The sequence below is a fragment of the Rhodococcus parequi genome, assembly GCF_046042785.1.
Lineage (GTDB): Bacteria > Actinomycetota > Actinomycetes > Mycobacteriales > Mycobacteriaceae > Prescottella > Prescottella parequi.
Window position 1 is genome coordinate 334545 of the sequence record NZ_JBDLNV010000002.1, and the last position, 15888, is coordinate 350432.

The 15888-nt window shown below is 69.0% G+C and carries 15 protein-coding genes; 5 read left to right on the forward strand and 10 right to left on the reverse strand.

What is annotated here, in order from left to right:
* Positions 1-47: 47 nt before the first annotated feature.
* On the reverse strand, positions 48-890 hold the full coding sequence (locus ABEU20_RS05665) for an SDR family NAD(P)-dependent oxidoreductase (RefSeq protein ID WP_420163425.1): 843 nt from the start codon (positions 888-890) through the stop codon (positions 48-50).
* Position 891: 1 nt separating this feature from the next.
* Positions 892-2532, reverse strand: a complete 1641-nt coding sequence (locus ABEU20_RS05670; RefSeq protein ID WP_420163906.1) for an AMP-binding protein — start codon at positions 2530-2532, stop codon at positions 892-894.
* Between the two features lie 297 nt (positions 2533-2829).
* Between ABEU20_RS05670 and ABEU20_RS05675 the strand changes: the two genes are divergently transcribed.
* The 4 genes from ABEU20_RS05675 (at position 2830) to ABEU20_RS05690 (ending at position 6809) form a co-directional block, all read left to right on the forward strand.
* Positions 2830-4497 carry a class I adenylate-forming enzyme family protein gene (locus ABEU20_RS05675; protein WP_420163426.1) on the forward strand — a complete coding sequence of 556 codons (1668 nt, stop codon included), beginning with the start codon at positions 2830-2832 and terminating at the stop codon, positions 4495-4497.
* Positions 4494-4976, forward strand: coding sequence for a nuclear transport factor 2 family protein (locus ABEU20_RS05680; protein WP_420163427.1), 483 nt, complete (start codon positions 4494-4496; stop codon positions 4974-4976). The genes ABEU20_RS05675 and ABEU20_RS05680 overlap by 4 nt, the downstream gene beginning before the upstream one ends.
* A 143-nt stretch (positions 4977-5119) precedes the next feature.
* Positions 5120-6049, forward strand: a complete 930-nt coding sequence (locus ABEU20_RS05685; RefSeq protein ID WP_420163428.1) for a TIGR03619 family F420-dependent LLM class oxidoreductase — start codon at positions 5120-5122, stop codon at positions 6047-6049.
* A gap of 31 nt (positions 6050-6080) precedes the next feature.
* Complete coding sequence (locus ABEU20_RS05690) at positions 6081-6809, forward strand: helix-turn-helix domain-containing protein (RefSeq protein WP_420163429.1); 729 nt, start codon at positions 6081-6083, stop codon at positions 6807-6809.
* Here the strand turns inward: ABEU20_RS05690 and ABEU20_RS05695 are convergent.
* Together ABEU20_RS05695 and ABEU20_RS05700 are read right to left on the reverse strand one after the other, a co-directional pair.
* On the reverse strand, positions 6746-7135 hold the full coding sequence (locus ABEU20_RS05695; protein ID WP_420163430.1) for a VOC family protein: 390 nt from the start codon (positions 7133-7135) through the stop codon (positions 6746-6748). The two genes, ABEU20_RS05690 and ABEU20_RS05695, sit on opposite strands and share 64 nt — an antisense overlap.
* A gap of 54 nt (positions 7136-7189) precedes the next feature.
* The gene (locus tag ABEU20_RS05700) at positions 7190-8107 is read right to left on the reverse strand and encodes a mechanosensitive ion channel family protein (RefSeq protein WP_420163431.1); all 918 of its coding nucleotides are present in this window, start codon (positions 8105-8107) and stop codon (positions 7190-7192) included.
* A gap of 163 nt (positions 8108-8270) precedes the next feature.
* On the opposite strand from ABEU20_RS05700, the gene ABEU20_RS05705 reads away from it, so the two are divergent.
* Positions 8271-8594, forward strand: coding sequence for a hypothetical protein (locus ABEU20_RS05705; RefSeq protein WP_420163432.1), 324 nt, complete (start codon positions 8271-8273; stop codon positions 8592-8594).
* 7 nt (positions 8595-8601) lie between these two features.
* Here ABEU20_RS05705 and ABEU20_RS05710 read toward each other — a convergent pair whose 3' ends face one another.
* The 6 genes from ABEU20_RS05710 to ABEU20_RS05735 all read right to left on the reverse strand — a co-directional run bounded on the left by ABEU20_RS05710 (position 8602) and on the right by ABEU20_RS05735 (position 15641).
* Complete coding sequence (locus ABEU20_RS05710) at positions 8602-9390, reverse strand: SDR family NAD(P)-dependent oxidoreductase (RefSeq protein ID WP_420163433.1); 789 nt, start codon at positions 9388-9390, stop codon at positions 8602-8604.
* 96 nt (positions 9391-9486) lie between these two features.
* Entirely contained in the window at positions 9487-10137 is a 651-nt protein-coding gene (locus ABEU20_RS05715; RefSeq protein ID WP_420163434.1) for a PaaI family thioesterase, read from the reverse strand.
* Complete coding sequence (locus tag ABEU20_RS05720; protein WP_420163435.1) at positions 10134-11006, reverse strand: MaoC/PaaZ C-terminal domain-containing protein; 873 nt, start codon at positions 11004-11006, stop codon at positions 10134-10136. Before ABEU20_RS05720 ends, ABEU20_RS05715 begins: the two co-directional genes overlap by 4 nt.
* Before the next feature lie 4 nt (positions 11007-11010).
* Positions 11011-12219: a lipid-transfer protein gene (locus ABEU20_RS05725; RefSeq protein ID WP_420163436.1), complete on the reverse strand. Its 1209-nt coding sequence runs from the start codon at positions 12217-12219 to the stop codon at positions 11011-11013.
* A gap of 11 nt (positions 12220-12230) precedes the next feature.
* Positions 12231-14435 (reverse strand): acyl-CoA dehydrogenase, encoded by a 2205-nt coding sequence (locus ABEU20_RS05730; RefSeq protein WP_420163437.1) that lies wholly within the window; start codon positions 14433-14435, stop codon positions 12231-12233.
* Between the two features lie 42 nt (positions 14436-14477).
* Positions 14478-15641, reverse strand: coding sequence for a steroid 3-ketoacyl-CoA thiolase (locus tag ABEU20_RS05735; RefSeq protein WP_420163438.1), 1164 nt, complete (start codon positions 15639-15641; stop codon positions 14478-14480).
* Positions 15642-15888 lie beyond the last annotated feature (247 nt).

Consider the following 15888-nt stretch of genomic DNA (forward strand, 5'->3'; position numbering starts at 1 on the left):
CGGGAATCACTACCCGACCTGCACTCGAGCGGGGTCGAGACGCCGCGTCAGGGCGTGGTGGAACCAGTGAGATCATTCACCAGCTTGGGCGCCCAGACCACCCTTCCGAGGAAACGCTCGGAGTCGGGTGCCGTGGCCAGCCAGACCGCGGCGTCGGCCGGCACCGTCGCGGGCACCGAGTCGAACCCGGCGTCCTCGATCTTCTCGGTGCCGCCGCGCGCCTTGCCGGACTCGGTGACCACGAAGCCGGGGCTGAGATTGAACGCCCGGATACCGCGACTGCGGTATTCGGCGTTGACCGCGCCGGCGAGGCGGCCGAACGCCGCCTTCGACGCCGCGTAGGCCACGCCCCAGCCGCCCTCGCCGGGCGCCGCCGGCGGATCGGTCGTCGCCGACCCGGACACCAGATTGACGACGACGCCGTCACCGTTCTCGACCATCGACGGCAGCACCCGCTGGATCAGCGCCAGCTGGTGCAGGTAGTTGCCGCGCACCATCACCTCGGCGTCGTCCTGCCGCAGGTCGAGGATGCGCTCCATGTGACCGGCCGTCTGGGCGTAGGCGTTGTTGACGAGGACGTCGATGCGGCCCCACTCGCGAAGGACGTCGTCGGCCGCTGCGACCACCGACTCGTGATCGAGCAGATCCATCCGAATCGGCAGTGCGCGCGCACCGCACGCCTCGATCTCCGCGGCCGTCGTCTCGAGGCTGCCGGGAACCGCAATGAGCGTCTCGCCTTCCGCGCGGGTGCGGGGCGTGACGGCGCCGTCGCCCTCCCGGACCGTGCGCGCCGTGATCGCGACGTCGAACCCCTTGCGCGCGAATGCGAGCGCGATCTCGCGCCCGATACCGCGGCTGGCGCCCGTGACGAGTGCGACCTTGCGGGTCACGTCAGACTCCCAGGAAACGCTGGCGGCCGGACGCCACGAACTCGGCTTCGAGAGCGGCCTTGTCGTCGGCGGTCATCTGCTTGTAGACCGGCTCGCCGCGGCCTTCCCACCGGTAGACCGGCTCGTCGGTGCGCCACAGCTCGGCCTGCAGCTCGCGCTTGAGAACCTTGTTCGATCCGGTGATCGGGAGGTTCGTCGACACCCGCACGAACCGCGGCGTCGCCTTGCTGCCGAGATCGGCCTGACCGGCCAGGTACTCGGCGAACTTGACCGCGTCGAAGCCGTCGAGCGACTCGACCTCGATCGCCGCCATCACCTGGTCACCCGACTTCGGGTCCGGGATCGCATAGACACCGGTCGCGATGACCTCGGGGTGACGACGCAGCACGCGCTCGATCATCAGCGCCGACGTGTTCTCGCCGTCCACGCGGATCCAGTCGCCCTTGCGGCCGGCGAAGTAGATGAACCCGTCCTCGTCGATGTAGCCGAGGTCGCCCGTCCAGTACCAACCGTGCTTGATCCGGTCGGCGTCGGCGGCGTCGTTCTTGTAGTAACCCTCGAACGCGCGCGCACCCTCCTTGTTGATCATCTCGCCGATGGCCGCGTCCGGGTTCAGCACCCGGCCGTGCTCGTCGAGGATCGCGCGGACGCACTGCTCGCGGGTCTCCGGGTTCACGATCGCGATGCCGTCGTGCGCGGGACGTCCCAGCGCGGCGGGCGGGGCCTGCGGATCGAGCTTGACCGAGCCGGCGCCCTCCGACGAGCCGTAGCCCTCGAACAACTCCGCGCCGAAGCGGCGCACGAACTCGGCCTTGTCCTCGGGCGAGGCCTCGGTGCCGAAACCGCGTTCGAGCTTGTTGTCGATGTCGCCCGGCTGCTCCGGGGTCGCCATCAGGTACGACAGCGCCTTGCCTACATAGGTGAAGAACGTCGCACCGTAGAACTTCACGTCGGGCAGGAACCCCGACGCGGAGAACTTGCGCGCCTCGGGCAGACACACCGTGGCGCCGTTCGCGAGCGCCGGAGCCCACAACGCCATCAACGCGTTGCCGTGGAACAGTGGCATCGGGCAGTAGTCGACGTCGTCGCGCTTGTGCCCGTACTTCGCGGTGTTGGCGTACGCGAGCCGCGACAGCCGGCCCTGGCTGCACTTGACGCCCTTCGACATTCCGGTGGTTCCGGAGGTGAACAGCAGCAGGTACAGGCTGAACTCGTCGATGCCGTCGGCGATCGCGGGCTCGACGCGGTGGGCATCGATCCGCTCCCGGTAGTCCGGCGCGTCGACCAGCACGAAGCGGTCCTCGGCCAGGCCGAGGTCCAGGCTCTTCAGCTTCTCCATGCCCGCGGAGTCGGTGACGATCAGCTGGCAGTCGACGTACTTGATCTCGGCCTCGAGCTCCGCCGCGCCACGCGTCGGATTGATGCCCACGATCGTCGCGCCGGTCAGTGCCGCGCCGCCGAGCCAGAACAGGAACTCCGGTACGTTCTCGAGCAGCACACCGATGTGGAAGGGGCCGTCGACTCGCAGTGAACGGGCCAGATCACCGCACGCGGCACTCTCGCGGACGACCTCGTCCCACGTCCAGTCCTGGTCGCGGGTGCGGAGACCGAGATGCTCGTCGCCGACGCGATCGAGCAGCATCTCGGCAATCGTGGTGCGTTCCAACTCATTCACTCCTGTCACGGCGCCGGTGGGCGCGGTACTGATGGCCGTCGGCGGTGTCGGCGGGGCAGCCATGTCCTCTTCGCGAAAAGTATCCGTGGCTGTCGTGTAGATCACCGCCAGTCTCGCTCAGTGGTAACTCCCCCCATGACGACTTCCGGACGTGAGAAATTGCCGTGAGAACCCCGTCACATACCGCACCCCGAGACGTCTACCTGGGTGTTCACTGGCCAATTGTGGCAGGCGCGACACTGTGACATCGAAGAAAGGTCACCCATGACAGCCCCCGCCGATCCGCAACTGCACCTGGATCAGGTCATCTCTCGACTCACCGGCTTCGGCGGACCGTTCGAGATCGTGGAAGAAGAGGTCCTCGGCACCCGTATGCCGGTCATGAAGAACCGTGACCGCGCCGTCGGCGACCTGCTGGCGGAGTCCGTCAAGTGGGGAGACCGCGACTACCTCGTCACCGAGGACCGCCGCGTGTCCTACACGCAGCACGCCGCCGACGCCTACGCGCTGGCCGCCGCCCTTCGGGAGCGGTACGGCGTCGAGAAGGGTGACCGCGTCGCGATCCTCGCCGCGAACACCCCCGAGTGGGTCACCACCTTCTGGGCGACGCAGGCTCTCGGTGCCATCACTGTCGGCCTCAACGGCTGGTGGGTGCCGCGCGAGATCGAGTTCGGTCTGCAGCACAGCACCCCGAAGGTCGTGATCGCCGACGCCAAGCGCAGCGCCGCCCTCGCCGGCGTCGATACGACCGGCATCGCGGTGCTGACCATGGAAGAGGACCTCCCCCGACTGTTCGCCGAGTTCGCCGGGGCGGGGCGTCCCGCCGTCGAGATCGAGGAGGACGACCCGTCCGTCATCCTCTTCACGTCCGGGACCAGCGGCCGGCCCAAGGGCGCACTGCACTCGCACCGGAACCTGCTCGCGGTCGTCGACTACCACCGCTACAACGGCGCGATCATGGCAGCCTTCACGGGCAAGCCCAGCGATCCCGACGTGCCGACCGACATGCGTGACCTGCTCACCTCCCCGCTGTTCCACATCGCGAGCCTCCACAACCTGGCGGTCCCCCGCCTCGCGATGGGTGGCGCACTGGTCATGCATCAGGGCTCGTTCGACGTCGACCGCATCCTCGGCCTCATCGAGCGCGAGCGCGTCACGAACTGGGGTGCCGTCCCGACGATGGCTTCCCGACTGCTCGAGCACGGCAACCTCGGCAAGTACGACCTGTCGTCGCTGACGTCGTTCTCGCTCGCGTCGGCGCCGTCGTCGATCGCGTTCAAGGACCGTCTTCGTGAGCAGGTTCCGTTCGCCCGCAACGCACTGGTCGACAGCTACGGGCTCACCGAGTGCAGCACCGCGATCGCGGTGGCCACGTCCGCCGAACTCGAGGAGTACCCGGGCACGCTGGGCCGCCCGATCATCACGGTGAGCATGGAGATCCGCGATCCGTTCGGTGAGTGGCTGCCCGACGGCATGGAGGGCGAGGTGTGCGTGCGCAGCCCGTTCGTCATGCTCGGCTACTGGAACGACGCCGACGCGACCGCGAATTCGATCACCCCCGACCGCTGGCTGCGCACCGGTGACTACGGCGTCGTCGAGAACGGGCGCCTGCGGCTGACCGGTCGGCGCTCGGACCTGATCCTGCGCGGCGGCGAGAACGTCTACCCCACCGAGATCGAGCAGACGATCGACGAGCACCCCGCAGTGCAGGAGTGCGCGGTGGTCGGTACTCCGCATCCCGATCTGGGCCAGGAAGTCTCGGCTGTGGTCGTGGTGACGCCGGGCGAGACGGTCACCGAGGAGGAACTGCGCGAGTTCGCGGCCGAGCGCCTGTCGTACTTCAAGGTGCCGACGCTGTGGCGTATCACGACGGACCTGTTGCCGCGCAACGCAACCGGCAAGATGAACCGACGCGAGATCAGCGTCCGTTGACTGCCTACACGATCGAACGCCTGAGCGCCGTCGAGGCGATCCGCGACCTCGCCCACCTCTACACACACCTCATCGACGAGGCGCGCCTGGAGGAGGTCGCGGATCTCTTCGCGCACTCGGTGTACGGGCAGTGCGACGGCGCCGGAACGCCGCTGGGGCCGGTGCGCGACTGCGACCCCGCCGGCGTGCTGGCGGCGTGCCGCGGCTTCATCCGGATGCACGGCACGCCGCCGCGGCCGCGCACCAAGCACGTCGTCACCAACCTGCGGGTCGACGTCGCCGACGACTGCCGCACGGCCACGTCGCTGTCGTACTTCACGGTGCTGCAGGCCACGGAAGCGCTTCCTCTGCAGCCGATTCTGTCCGGACGCTACTTCGACGCGTTCGCAGTCCGGGACGGCGAGTGGGTGTTCACGCAGCGACTCACCTGCATCGACCTGGTCGGGAATCTCAGCGAGCACGCACAGCGCACTCTGTGAGAATCTTCCCCACCCCCTGTTCTCGATGGGGAAGAATTCGTCTCCGAAGCTGTAGCGCCGCATGCCCGTCGGGCCGGCGTGCGGTGGACGCCACCCTGGCGACGAGCGAGCTGCCGAAGGCGTAGCCGCGGAACAGGAGCACCATGCAGGTCGGTCTCAACATTCTCGGAGCAGAGAACCTCTTCGCCGGCCGGATCCGTCCGGTGCTCGACGCGGCCGCCGCGGCGGACCGTGCGGGGGTCGACATGATCTCCACCGGAGACCATCTCGGGTTCGACGCGGCCGCGCACGCGGACCGGGTTCGCACGCACAATTTCCCGTTCCCCATCGAACACGACTGGTACGAGCCGTTGTCGCTGCTGTCGTCGGTCGCGGCCGTCACCGAGCGGGTGCTGCTCAACGTGTCGGTCCTGATCGCGACGGTCCGGCCACCGGTGCTGCTCGCCAAGCAGATCGCCACTCTCGACCGACTGTCCGAGGGCCGTGCCGCGATCGGGATGGGCGTCGGCTGGCAGGAGGCCGAGTACACGGCCACCAACATGCCGTTCGACGCGCGCTTCGGCCGCATGGAGGACACCGTCCGCGCGTGCCGCGAACTCTGGACCCAGGCCCCGGCCACATTCCGGGGCCGCGAGTTCTCCTTCGAGAACTTCCATGCCCGGCCCCTGCCCGTGCAGGACCGGGTGCCGGTGATCTTCGGGTTCGGCCCGAGTCGACGCAACTTCGACCGCATCGCCCGCGTGGCCGACGGGTGGACCGTCAATCCCGCGGACATGCAGACCTTCTCGGACAGCGTCACGCTTCTGCGCGACACCTTCGAGGCCCACGGTCGCGACCCCCGGTCGGCGATCGTCCAGGTGTCGGTCGGACCGGAGCGGCGCGACGACGGCACCGTCGACCTGGACGCCACCGCCGAGAAGGCGCTGTCCTGGCACGCCGCCGGTGCGACGGTGGTCGTCTTCCGGCCCGCCACTTTCTGCACAGCGGGAGAAGAGATTCCGGAGCTGATCGACTGGGCCGTGGGGCTGAAGGCCCAGACCGGAAACGACGCCCTGCGCACCCGGCCGGCCTGAGCCTGTCGGCCCCGCGTGCTGTACTGGGGCCGTGTACAGCGAGCGACCGTCGCGCGAGATCCCGGGTGCGGTCGTGTGGCACACCGTTCGGTCCGCGGGCGGGACGGTGCTGCCCGACGGCTGCATGGACCTCGTGTGGCGGGACGGCACCGTGCTCGTCGCGGGGCCGGACACCGAACCGTTCACCGTCGCCGCGTCCCCTGATCCCGGCGTGGGGGTACGTTTTCCGTCCGGCCTGCTCCCCCATCTGCTGGGTGTTCCGGCCGCGCACCTACGCAACGACCGGGTACCGCTCGACGACGTCGTCGGGCAGCGGGCCGCTGCGGTTCTCACCGGGTTGGATCCCGCCGACGCGGGAGCGGCTTTCGAGTCGTTCGCGGTGGCACGTCTGCGCGACGCCGGAGCGCCGGACCCGGCGGTGACGGCGGTGGCCCGCATGCTCGCCCGCGGCGTCTCCGTCGCGGATGTCGCCGCCGCCACCGGACTGTCGGCCCGTGCGCTGCACCGGCTCGGCAGCCGGCACTTCGGCTACGGCCCCAAGACCCTGGCGGGAATCCTGCGTCTGCAGCGCGCGCAGACCTTGGCCGCGCAGGGCGTCCCGTCGGCGGTGGTGGCGGCCGACTGCGGATACGTCGACCAGGCCCACCTCATCCGCGAGTCCCGCCGCATCACGGGACGCCCGTTCGGCGAACTGCGTCAGGACGCCAGCGCCGCGAACAGGTCGACGCCGTTGCCGTCCGGGTCGGTGACCGTCGCGTAGCGCTGCCCCCACGGAGCGTCGAACGGCTCGATCTCACCGTGCCCGGCCTCGGCCAGGCGCGCCCACACCGCGTCCACGTCCGCCGGCCCGTCGCACTCGAACGCGAGCGAGACCCGGGCATCACCGGTGGGCGGGGTGTACGGGCCGCCGAAGGACTCCACGACCTCGACGGTGTCCCACATCAACCGCACCCCGCCGGCCACCACCTCGACGTGGGGCCGGGACTCGACGTCGGCGGGGATGTCGAGGCCGAGGAGTCGGTAGAAGCGGAGGGACGCCGCGAGATCCGTCGTCACCAGGCCGATCGCGTTCAGCTGAGGAGTCATGCACGCCACGCTAGACGCTCCGCGGGAACCGCCGATTGGATCTTTCGGACAGCGTCAGTTCGCGCTGCTTCCCCGCATCGCCGCCAGCGCCGCGAGCGGGGCAGCGATGTCGTGCTCGTCGAACGCGGCGAGCACGGCCTGGGTGATGTACCGCTGCACCGCCCACTGCTGCCCTGGCTTGACGCGCACCGTCAGCCGCAGCATCACCGACTCCGCGGTGACGCCGTTGACGCCGAGCATCTGTGGCCGTTCGAGCACCGCGTCGGCGATCGCCTCGTCCTCGGTAGCCTCGATCGCCGCGGTGAGCGCGACCTCCGTTGCGCGCGGGACGGCGGCGCTGTGCGCGATGGGCAGGTCGATCACCGCGACGGCATGCCCCTGGCTCATGTTGCCGACGCGAGCGATCTCACCGTTGCGGCAGTACCAGAGGGTGCCGTTCAGATCGCGGATCGTGGTGACCCGCAGGCCCACCGTCTCCACGGTCCCGACGGCCTCGCCGACGTCGATGATGTCGCCCACCCCGTACTGGTCCTCGAGCAGCATGAACATGCCGGTGAGGAAGTCCCGCACCAGGTTCTGCGCGCCGAAGCCGAGCGCGACGCCGACCACTCCGGCGGACGCGACGAGCGGCGCGACGTTGACGCTGAAGACCGTGAGGATCTGCAGCACACACCACGTGAGGGTCACGATCGAGACGCCGGACTTGAGTACGGACCCGATGGTGCGGGCCCGTTGCGCCCGCCGGGCAGCGGCGACGGCGCCGCGGGTACCGGCCGGGAGCCGCTCCTTGAGCGGTCGCAGCAGGCTCGGCTCGCCACCCGGTTTGTCCCGGGTGGCCCGATCGATCAGGCGGTTGAGCACGAAGCGCAGGACGAGCGCGATCACGATGTAGACCGTGATCTCGATGGGCCGCTCGATCAACCACGTTCGCGCACTGTCGGACAGTTCGATTGCAGTCAATTCGTACGTCATCGGTGCCGACCCTACGGAAGATCGGCGCTTTCGGCTGGGCACCGTCCGCGCGAGACCCACCGGACGGCTCGACGTGAATGCCGGGGTGAATCCGTCCGATCCCGCCCCGACCGGCACCGTCGTCGTGTTTCATTCGTCCCGAACTGAGGAAAGGGAACCGAACATGGTGACTGATACGACGGGTCGTCGGGTGCGGGCAGCACTCGGGGCCGTGCTGGTGGCGGCAGGAACAGCAGCGGTGATGGCATTCGCGCCGGGCACCGCCGCCGCGCTGCCCGAGCCACCCGAGCCGAGCAGCTCGGCCGGCAGCATCACCTTCAGCCTTCCCTCGCTCCTGACGCCGCTGCTCGGTCAGCTCGGGTTCGGCAGCCTCGACACCGGCAGCCTGGGCAGCTCGGCCACCGGCAGCTCCGGCAGCTTGGGCAGCTCGAACACCGGCAGCTTCGGCAGTTCCTACGGCAGCGTCGTCGACTCTCCCAGCGCCTGACCGGTCGTCAGTCCACCTGCGGCGCCCACTGCACGCCGTTGATGTGCCCGCCGCCGTCGACGAACAGCGTGTTGCCGGTGACGTAGCGGGAATCGTCGCTCGCCAGGAACGCCGCGACCGGTCCGATGTCGTCGAGCGGGTCGCCGATCCGGCCCATCGGGTTGGCCTCACCCATCGACGCGGCCATCTGCGGGTTGGCCTCCTTGACGCGCCGGTACGCCTCGCTCTGGGCACCCGGGCAGATCACGTTGCAGCACACCTGTTTCGGCGCCCATTCGCGAGCGGCGGTGCGGGTGAGCGTGCGCAGCGCCTCCTTGGCGGCGTTGTAGTGCACCGAGTACATGTGCGCGTTGACGCCGTTGAGCGAGCACAGGTTGATCACCCGGCCGGTGCCGCGCTTCTCGAGTTCGGGCAGGGCCCGCTGCATCGCCCAGAACGCGGCCATGACCGCCATGTCGAAGCCGCCGCGCAACTGCTCGTCGGTCATGTTCTCGAATCGCGCGAATCCCGAACTGCGCCACGCGTTGTTGACGAGGATGTCGAGGCGGCCGAACTGCGCCACCGCACCGTCGACCATTGCGTGGACCTGATCCTTGTCGGTGATGTCGGTCCGCAGGAACCGGGCCTCGACCCCCCACTCGTCGCGCAGCCACTGCGCGGTCGATTCACCGGCGGCCTCGTCGATCTCGGCCACCAGTACGTTCGCACCCTCACGTGCGAACGCTCCCGCGATCCCTCGGCCGATGCCCATGCCGGCGCCGGTGACGATCGCAACCCTCTCGTCGAGCTTTCCCACAGTCGATCCCCTCTCCCTCGAAATCCCCGGAAGAGCTGAAGGGTCCCTTCACGCGCGGACAGCGCACGAAGGGACCCTTCAGCTCGAAGCAGACGGTTACCGCGGGCGCGGCACCGATGCGTCGATGAACAGTCCCTCCACCGACACGCACACCTCACCGGCGGCGTTCTTGATGTCGCCGACGGTGTGAATCTTGCGGCCGTCCACCGAGATCTGCTTGCCGGTGACGGTCAACTGCTCGAACAGCGGAGTCGGCTTGTGGTACCGCACGTTGAGCTGCGCGGTCATGCCGGCCTTGCCGCCCCACGCGTTCGCGACACCGAGCACGTGGTCGAGGATCAGCGACGACACGCCGCCGTGCACGCACCCGGGCGGACCCTGGTACGGCAGGGTCAGCGTCACGACGCCCTGCACCGAGCCGTCGTCGAGTCCCTTCAGGACCAGCGGCGGCGCGATCGCGTTCTCCGGACCCGTGATCGGGTCGTGCCGGGTGACGCCCTCGCCGCTCCACATGTCGATCATCCGCTCGGCCACCTCGGGGGCGTGTTCCTCGAGATGGTCGGCGATGCTGTTCAGTTCCTCCGCGACGCGGTCCAGGTTCGCGTTGCCGCGATCGGTGCGCAGCATCGCGTCGATCACCCGCCGGGCGGCCGCGGTGGCGCGGTCGACCGGCGCGTCCTGCGGCGCCGACGTCAGCACGGTGCCGTGCGGATGGGTCTGCGCTGTCGGGTGGTCACCGACCTTCACGAGCGAACCTCCATGGTGGCGTGGGTCAGCACCGGCTGGCCGTCGCGCTCGGGGCAGGTCGCGAGCAGCGTGAGCGTATTACCGTCCTGCCACACCGACGTCTCGATGGTCTCGCCCGGGTAGATCGAGCCCGCGAAGCGCACCGAGTAGCTCTGCACGCGAGCGGGGTCGCCCCCGAGCAGGCCGTCGACGACGGCCTTGCAGACGACGCCGTACGACGCGAGTCCGTGCAGGATCGGACGGTCGAAGCCGGCCATCTGCGCGAACGCCGGATCGGCGTGCAGCGGGTTCATGTCCGCGCTGAGCCGGTAGACGAGCGCCTGCTGCGTGCTGGTCGGTGAGACCAGCACCTTGTCCGCGTCCCGCTCGGGCACCGCGTTGGTGACCTCGGGGCCGGCGTCGCCGCCGAAGCCGCCCTCACCACGAGCCCAGATCTGCATACCCGTGGTCCACAACGGATTACCGTCGAGGTCGGTCGCGGACTGCTCGAGCACGATGACCGCGGCCTTGCCTTTGTCCCACACGTCGGCGACGCGCGAGGAGATCCGCGCGGAACCCGCGGTCGGGATCGGTGCGTGCAGCGTCAGCGCCTGGCCGCCGTGCAGGATCTTGCGCAGGTCGATGTCGATGCCGGGCATGTTCATCCCGGCCGGCTTCAGCGTCCCGGCCGAGACGCCCTGGCCCGCGACCATCGCGAACGTCGGCAGGACCCGCAGGCCCTTCTCGTACACCCAGCTGAGTTCGGCGGGGTCGAGCGAGTTCACGCCCGCACCGAGCCCCAGGTGGTACAGCAGGACGTCACGCTCGGTCCAGTTGGCCTCGCGCACAGTCGGTTCGGCTGACAGTGCAGCCTTCACGTCGATAGGCATGGTGTTACGACTCCTTGGAGATGGTCCCGGCCCGGTACAGCGTGACGACGCACGCACCACCGAGGCCGAGGTTGTGCTGCAGACCCACACGGGCACCGTCGACCTGACGGGCGTCGGCCCGACCACGCAACTGCCACGTCAACTCGGCACACTGCGCCAGACCCGTCGCGCCCAGCGGATGTCCCTTCGAGATCAGGCCACCGGACGGATTGACGACCCACTTACCGCCGTACGTGGTGGCGCCGGACTCGACCAGCTTGCCACCCTCACCCGGCCCACACAGACCCAGGCCCTCGTACGTGATGATCTCGTTGATCGCGAAACAGTCGTGCAGCTCGATCACGTCGACATCGTCGACCGTCAGACCCGACTCGGCGAACACCTGCGCCGCCGCCGCCTTCGTCATCGGCGCACCGACGACGTCGATCATCGACCTGTCCGCGAACGCCTCCGCAGTGTCGGTGGTGAGCGCCTGCGCGACGATCTCGACCGCCTGGTCCTCGAGCCCGTGCTCACGCACGAACCGCTCGCTCACCACCACCGCGGCACCCGCCCCGTCCGAGGTGGGCGAACACTGCGACCGAGTCAGCGGCGCATGGATCATCTTGTCGTCCAACACCTGCGCCAGCGTGTACTCGTCCCGAAACTGCGCGTACGGGTTGTTCACCGAATGCTTGTGGTTCTTCACCGCCACCGACGCGATCTGCTCGACGGTGGTGCCGTAACGCTCCATGTGCTCGACCGCGGCGTTGCCGAACAGCTGCGCCGTCATCGGCCCACGACCCCACTCGTGCTTTGCCGTCATCACCTTCAGGTGATCGTCGAGCGTGGTGACCTTCGGCATCTCACCGGAACCGGTGAGCGCATTCTTGGTCATCTTCTCGAAACCCACCGCCAGGGCGACGTCGACGATGCCGCCCTGCACCCACTCGCGCGCCATCATCAGCGCCGACGAACCGGTGGCGCAGTTGTTGTTGACATTGACGATCGGGATACCGGTCAGGCCCGTCTCGTACAGTGCGCGCTGACCGGCAGCCGACGGCTGGAAGACGTACCCGACCGCCGCGCGCTGCACCTGCTCGTACGAAATCCCGGCGTCGGCGAGCGCCGTACCCACGGCCTCCGACACCATGTCCGGGTACTCCCAGTCACGAGACTCGATCTTCTCGAACTTGGTCATACCCACGCCGACGACGAACGTGCGATTACTCATGCGTGTGGAACTCACTTTCCGGGATCGGGATCGCGCGGCAGACCCAGGATCCGCTCGCCGATGATGTTGAGCTGCACATTGGTGGTACCACCTGCGATCGACATGCACTGCGAGTTCAGGAACATTTGTGTGGCGGAGCGACGATGCTGCTCGCCGAGCAGGGCCGACGGGCCCGCCCACTCCATCGCGACCTCCCACACCTGCTGGATGTGTTCGACGCCCAGCAGTTTCGCGATCGACGACTCCGCGCCGGGCTGTGCGCCGGTGAGCGAGCGCAGCGTCGTGCGCAGACCCATCAGGCCGCCGGACTGCGCATCGCACAGCACCTTGCCCAGAACGGTCATCTGTTCGGCATCGAGGCCACCGGGGATCTCGGCGGCCAGGTTCAGCAGTGCCTCACCGCCCGAACCGAGCGACGAGTCGTGCGACAACGAGACGCGCTCGTTGGCGAGGGTCGTACGGGCCAGCTTCCAGCCGTCGCCGGGCTCGGCGACCAGGCACTCGTCCGGGACGAAGACATCGTCGAGGAACACCTCGTTGAACAACGCCTCACCGGTGATCTCGCGCAGCGGACGGATGTCGAGGCCGCTGTTCTTGATGTCGATCAGGAAGTACGACAGGCCCTTGTGCTTGGGGGCGTCGGCGTCGGTGCGGGCCAGGCAGATGCCCCAGTCCGCCTCGCGCGCCATCGACGTCCACACCTTCTGCCCGTTGAGCTTCCAGCCGCCGTCGACCTTGGTGGCCTTGGTGGACAGGCCGGCCAGGTCGGAGCCGGCGCCGGGCTCGGAGAACAGCTGGCACCACACGATGTCGCCGCGCAGCGACTGCGGGACGAACCGCTCGACCTGCTCGGCGTTACCGTGCGCGATCAGTGTGGGGATGACCCAGTTGCCGATGATCATGTCGTGCGGAACGAGCTTGGTGCTGCGCAGTTCCTCGGCGATGACGAGCTGGGTGACCGCGTCGGCACCCTTGCCCCACGGGGCGGGCAGATGCGGTGAGGTGTAACCCTTCTCGGCCAGGTACGCCTTCTGCTCGGCACCGTCGAGCGCCTTCGCGGGCTCGAGCTCGGCGCGGACGTCGGCGCGGATCTGCTCCGCCTCCGGCGGCAGGTCGATGCTCAGGACCCGGCGGGTGCCGTCGATGGTCAGCTGCGCGACGCGGCGCTTCCACGACGCCGTCGATCCGAGGAGGATGCGCAGCGACTGTGCGCGGCGCATGTACAGGTGGGCGTCGTGCTCCCACGTGAATCCGATGCCGCCGAGAACCTGGATGCAGTCCTTGGTCACCTGGAACGCGGACTCCAGCGCGACCGCGCCGGCCACCGCGGCCGCCAGCGATGCCTCCGCGGCGTCGACGTCCTCGCCCAGGGCGCGGGCCGCGTCCCACGCGGTGACCCGGGCCTGCTCGGTGAGGCTGAACATGCGGGCGGCCTTGTGCTTGACGCCCTGGAACTGTCCGATGACCCGGCCGAACTGCTGGCGCACCCGTGCGTAGTCGGCGGCGGTCGTGGTGGCCCAGTCGGCGAGACCCGCGGCCTCGGCGGCGAACAGGGTGGCGGCGATGTCGATGACGCGGCGCGAATCCAGCGACAGCACATCGCCGTCGGCCAGCTCGAGTCCGTCGACGGTCACCTCGGCGTTGCGGCGAACCACGTCGTGGCTCGGCAACTCGGTGACGTCGAGGCGGTCACGCTCGACCACGACGAAAGAGAGATTGCCGTCGGCGGCGTCGGCGTCGTCTTCGGAGGCGGCCAGCAGGAACACGTCGCCCACCTGGCCACCGAGAATGTAGCTCGACGTGCCCGACAGCGTCGTCTTGCCGCCGTCGCGCACCAGCTTCAGCCCGCCCGGCTGCAGCGCGACCGCGCCGAACAGGGTGCCGCCGGCCAGACCCTCGAGCTCGGACGTGCGGCCCGCCTCGTTCAGGACCGCCGAGACGACCGCGGTCGGCAGGAAGGGTCCGGGAACCATCGAGCGACCGAGTTCCTCGGTGACGATGGCGAGTTCGACGAGGCCGTAGCCGGCGCCGCCGACCTCCTCCGGCAGGTGCAGGCCCAGCATGCCGAGCTCGGCGAGCGAGCCCCAGTATGCGGGACGCGTCTCGGCCTTGGCCTCGACGGCCTCACGGATCACGGTCGGCGTCGCATGGCGCGCCGCCCAGCCGCGCACGGAATCGCGGAGTTCGCGGTCTTCGTCACTCAAACCAATGGTCATCGAAAAGTCCTCGGAAGTAGATGCAGCTCTGGGGAATCGGGATCAGATGCGCTCGATGACGGTGGCGGTGGACAGCGCACCGCCCGCGCACATCGTGATCAGCGCGGTGGAGCGGTCCGAGCGCTCGAGCTCGTGCAGCGCCGTGGTGATCAGGCGCGAGCCGGTGGAACCGACCGGGTGGCCGAGCGCGATGGCGCCGCCGTTGACGTTGACCTTGCTCATGTCGGCCTCGAGGACCTGCGCCCACGACAGCACGACGGCCGCGAATGCCTCGTTGATCTCGACGATGTCGATGTCGCCCAACGACATTCCGGCCTTGGCCAGCACGTGGCGGGTGGAGTCGATGGGCCCGTCGAGATGGTAGAACGGGTCGGAGCCGACCATGCCGGACGAGACGATCCGGGCGCGCGGACGCAGACCCAGTGCCTTCGCCTTGTCTTCGCTCATCAGCATCACCGCCGCTGCGCCGTCGCTGATCTGCGAGGAGGAACCGGCGGTGTGGACGCCACCGTCCATGACCGGCTTGAGCGCGGCCAGGCCCTCGGCGGTGGTCTCGCGCAGGCCGCCGTCGCGGGTCACGGTCGCGGTCTCGCCGGTGAACTCGCCTTCCTTCGTCACGACCGGAGCCTCGACGGGCACGATCTCGCGGTCGAAGCGGCCCTCGGCCCACGCCTGCGCGGCGCGACGCTGCGACTCGAGGCCGAAGGCGTCGGTGTCACCGCGCTTGATGCCGCGGTTGGCTGCGATGCGCTCGGCCGAGGTGAACTGGTCGCCCAGATCCACCGTCCAGTCGTCCGGGTACGGGATGCCGGTGCCCGGTGCGAGCGCCTGGCCGAGGAACACCCGGCTCATCGACTCGACACCGCACGCGATGCCCGCGTCGATCTGGCCGGACGCGATCAGACCCGCCACCATGTGCACGGCCTGCTGCGACGACCCGCACGCGCAGTCGATCGTGGTCGCGGCCGTCGTGTACGGCAGACCCGCGTGCAGCCACGCGTTGCGCGCGACGTTGTTGGACTGCTCGCCGGCCTGCGTCACGACACCGCCGACGATCTGACCGATCTCCTCGGGAGCGACACCGGTGCGGTCGAGCACGCCGCGCTGGGCGGCACCGAGCAGGGTGGCCGGGTGCAGGCCCGCGAGCTGGCCGCGGCGGCGGCCGATCGGGGTGCGGGCGGCCTCGACGATGACGACGTTGGTCATGGAGTGCTCCTCTGAAGTACTACGAGTACATGCGAAATCAGCGAGTCGGCCCGGACTCGGGACTGCAACTCGTTCATTTTTGGAATGTATTCTACTTTCGCGGTCAGAGCAATGGGTGCGCCGGAACCGGGCCGCTCACTCGGCGAGCGTGGTCTCGCGGGCGCATACGGGTCAATCAGGTAGCCGTTTCCCTATCGACAACCAGATCGGGTCGAACCGCCCCTCGCTCGCGCGAGTCCCTACGCAG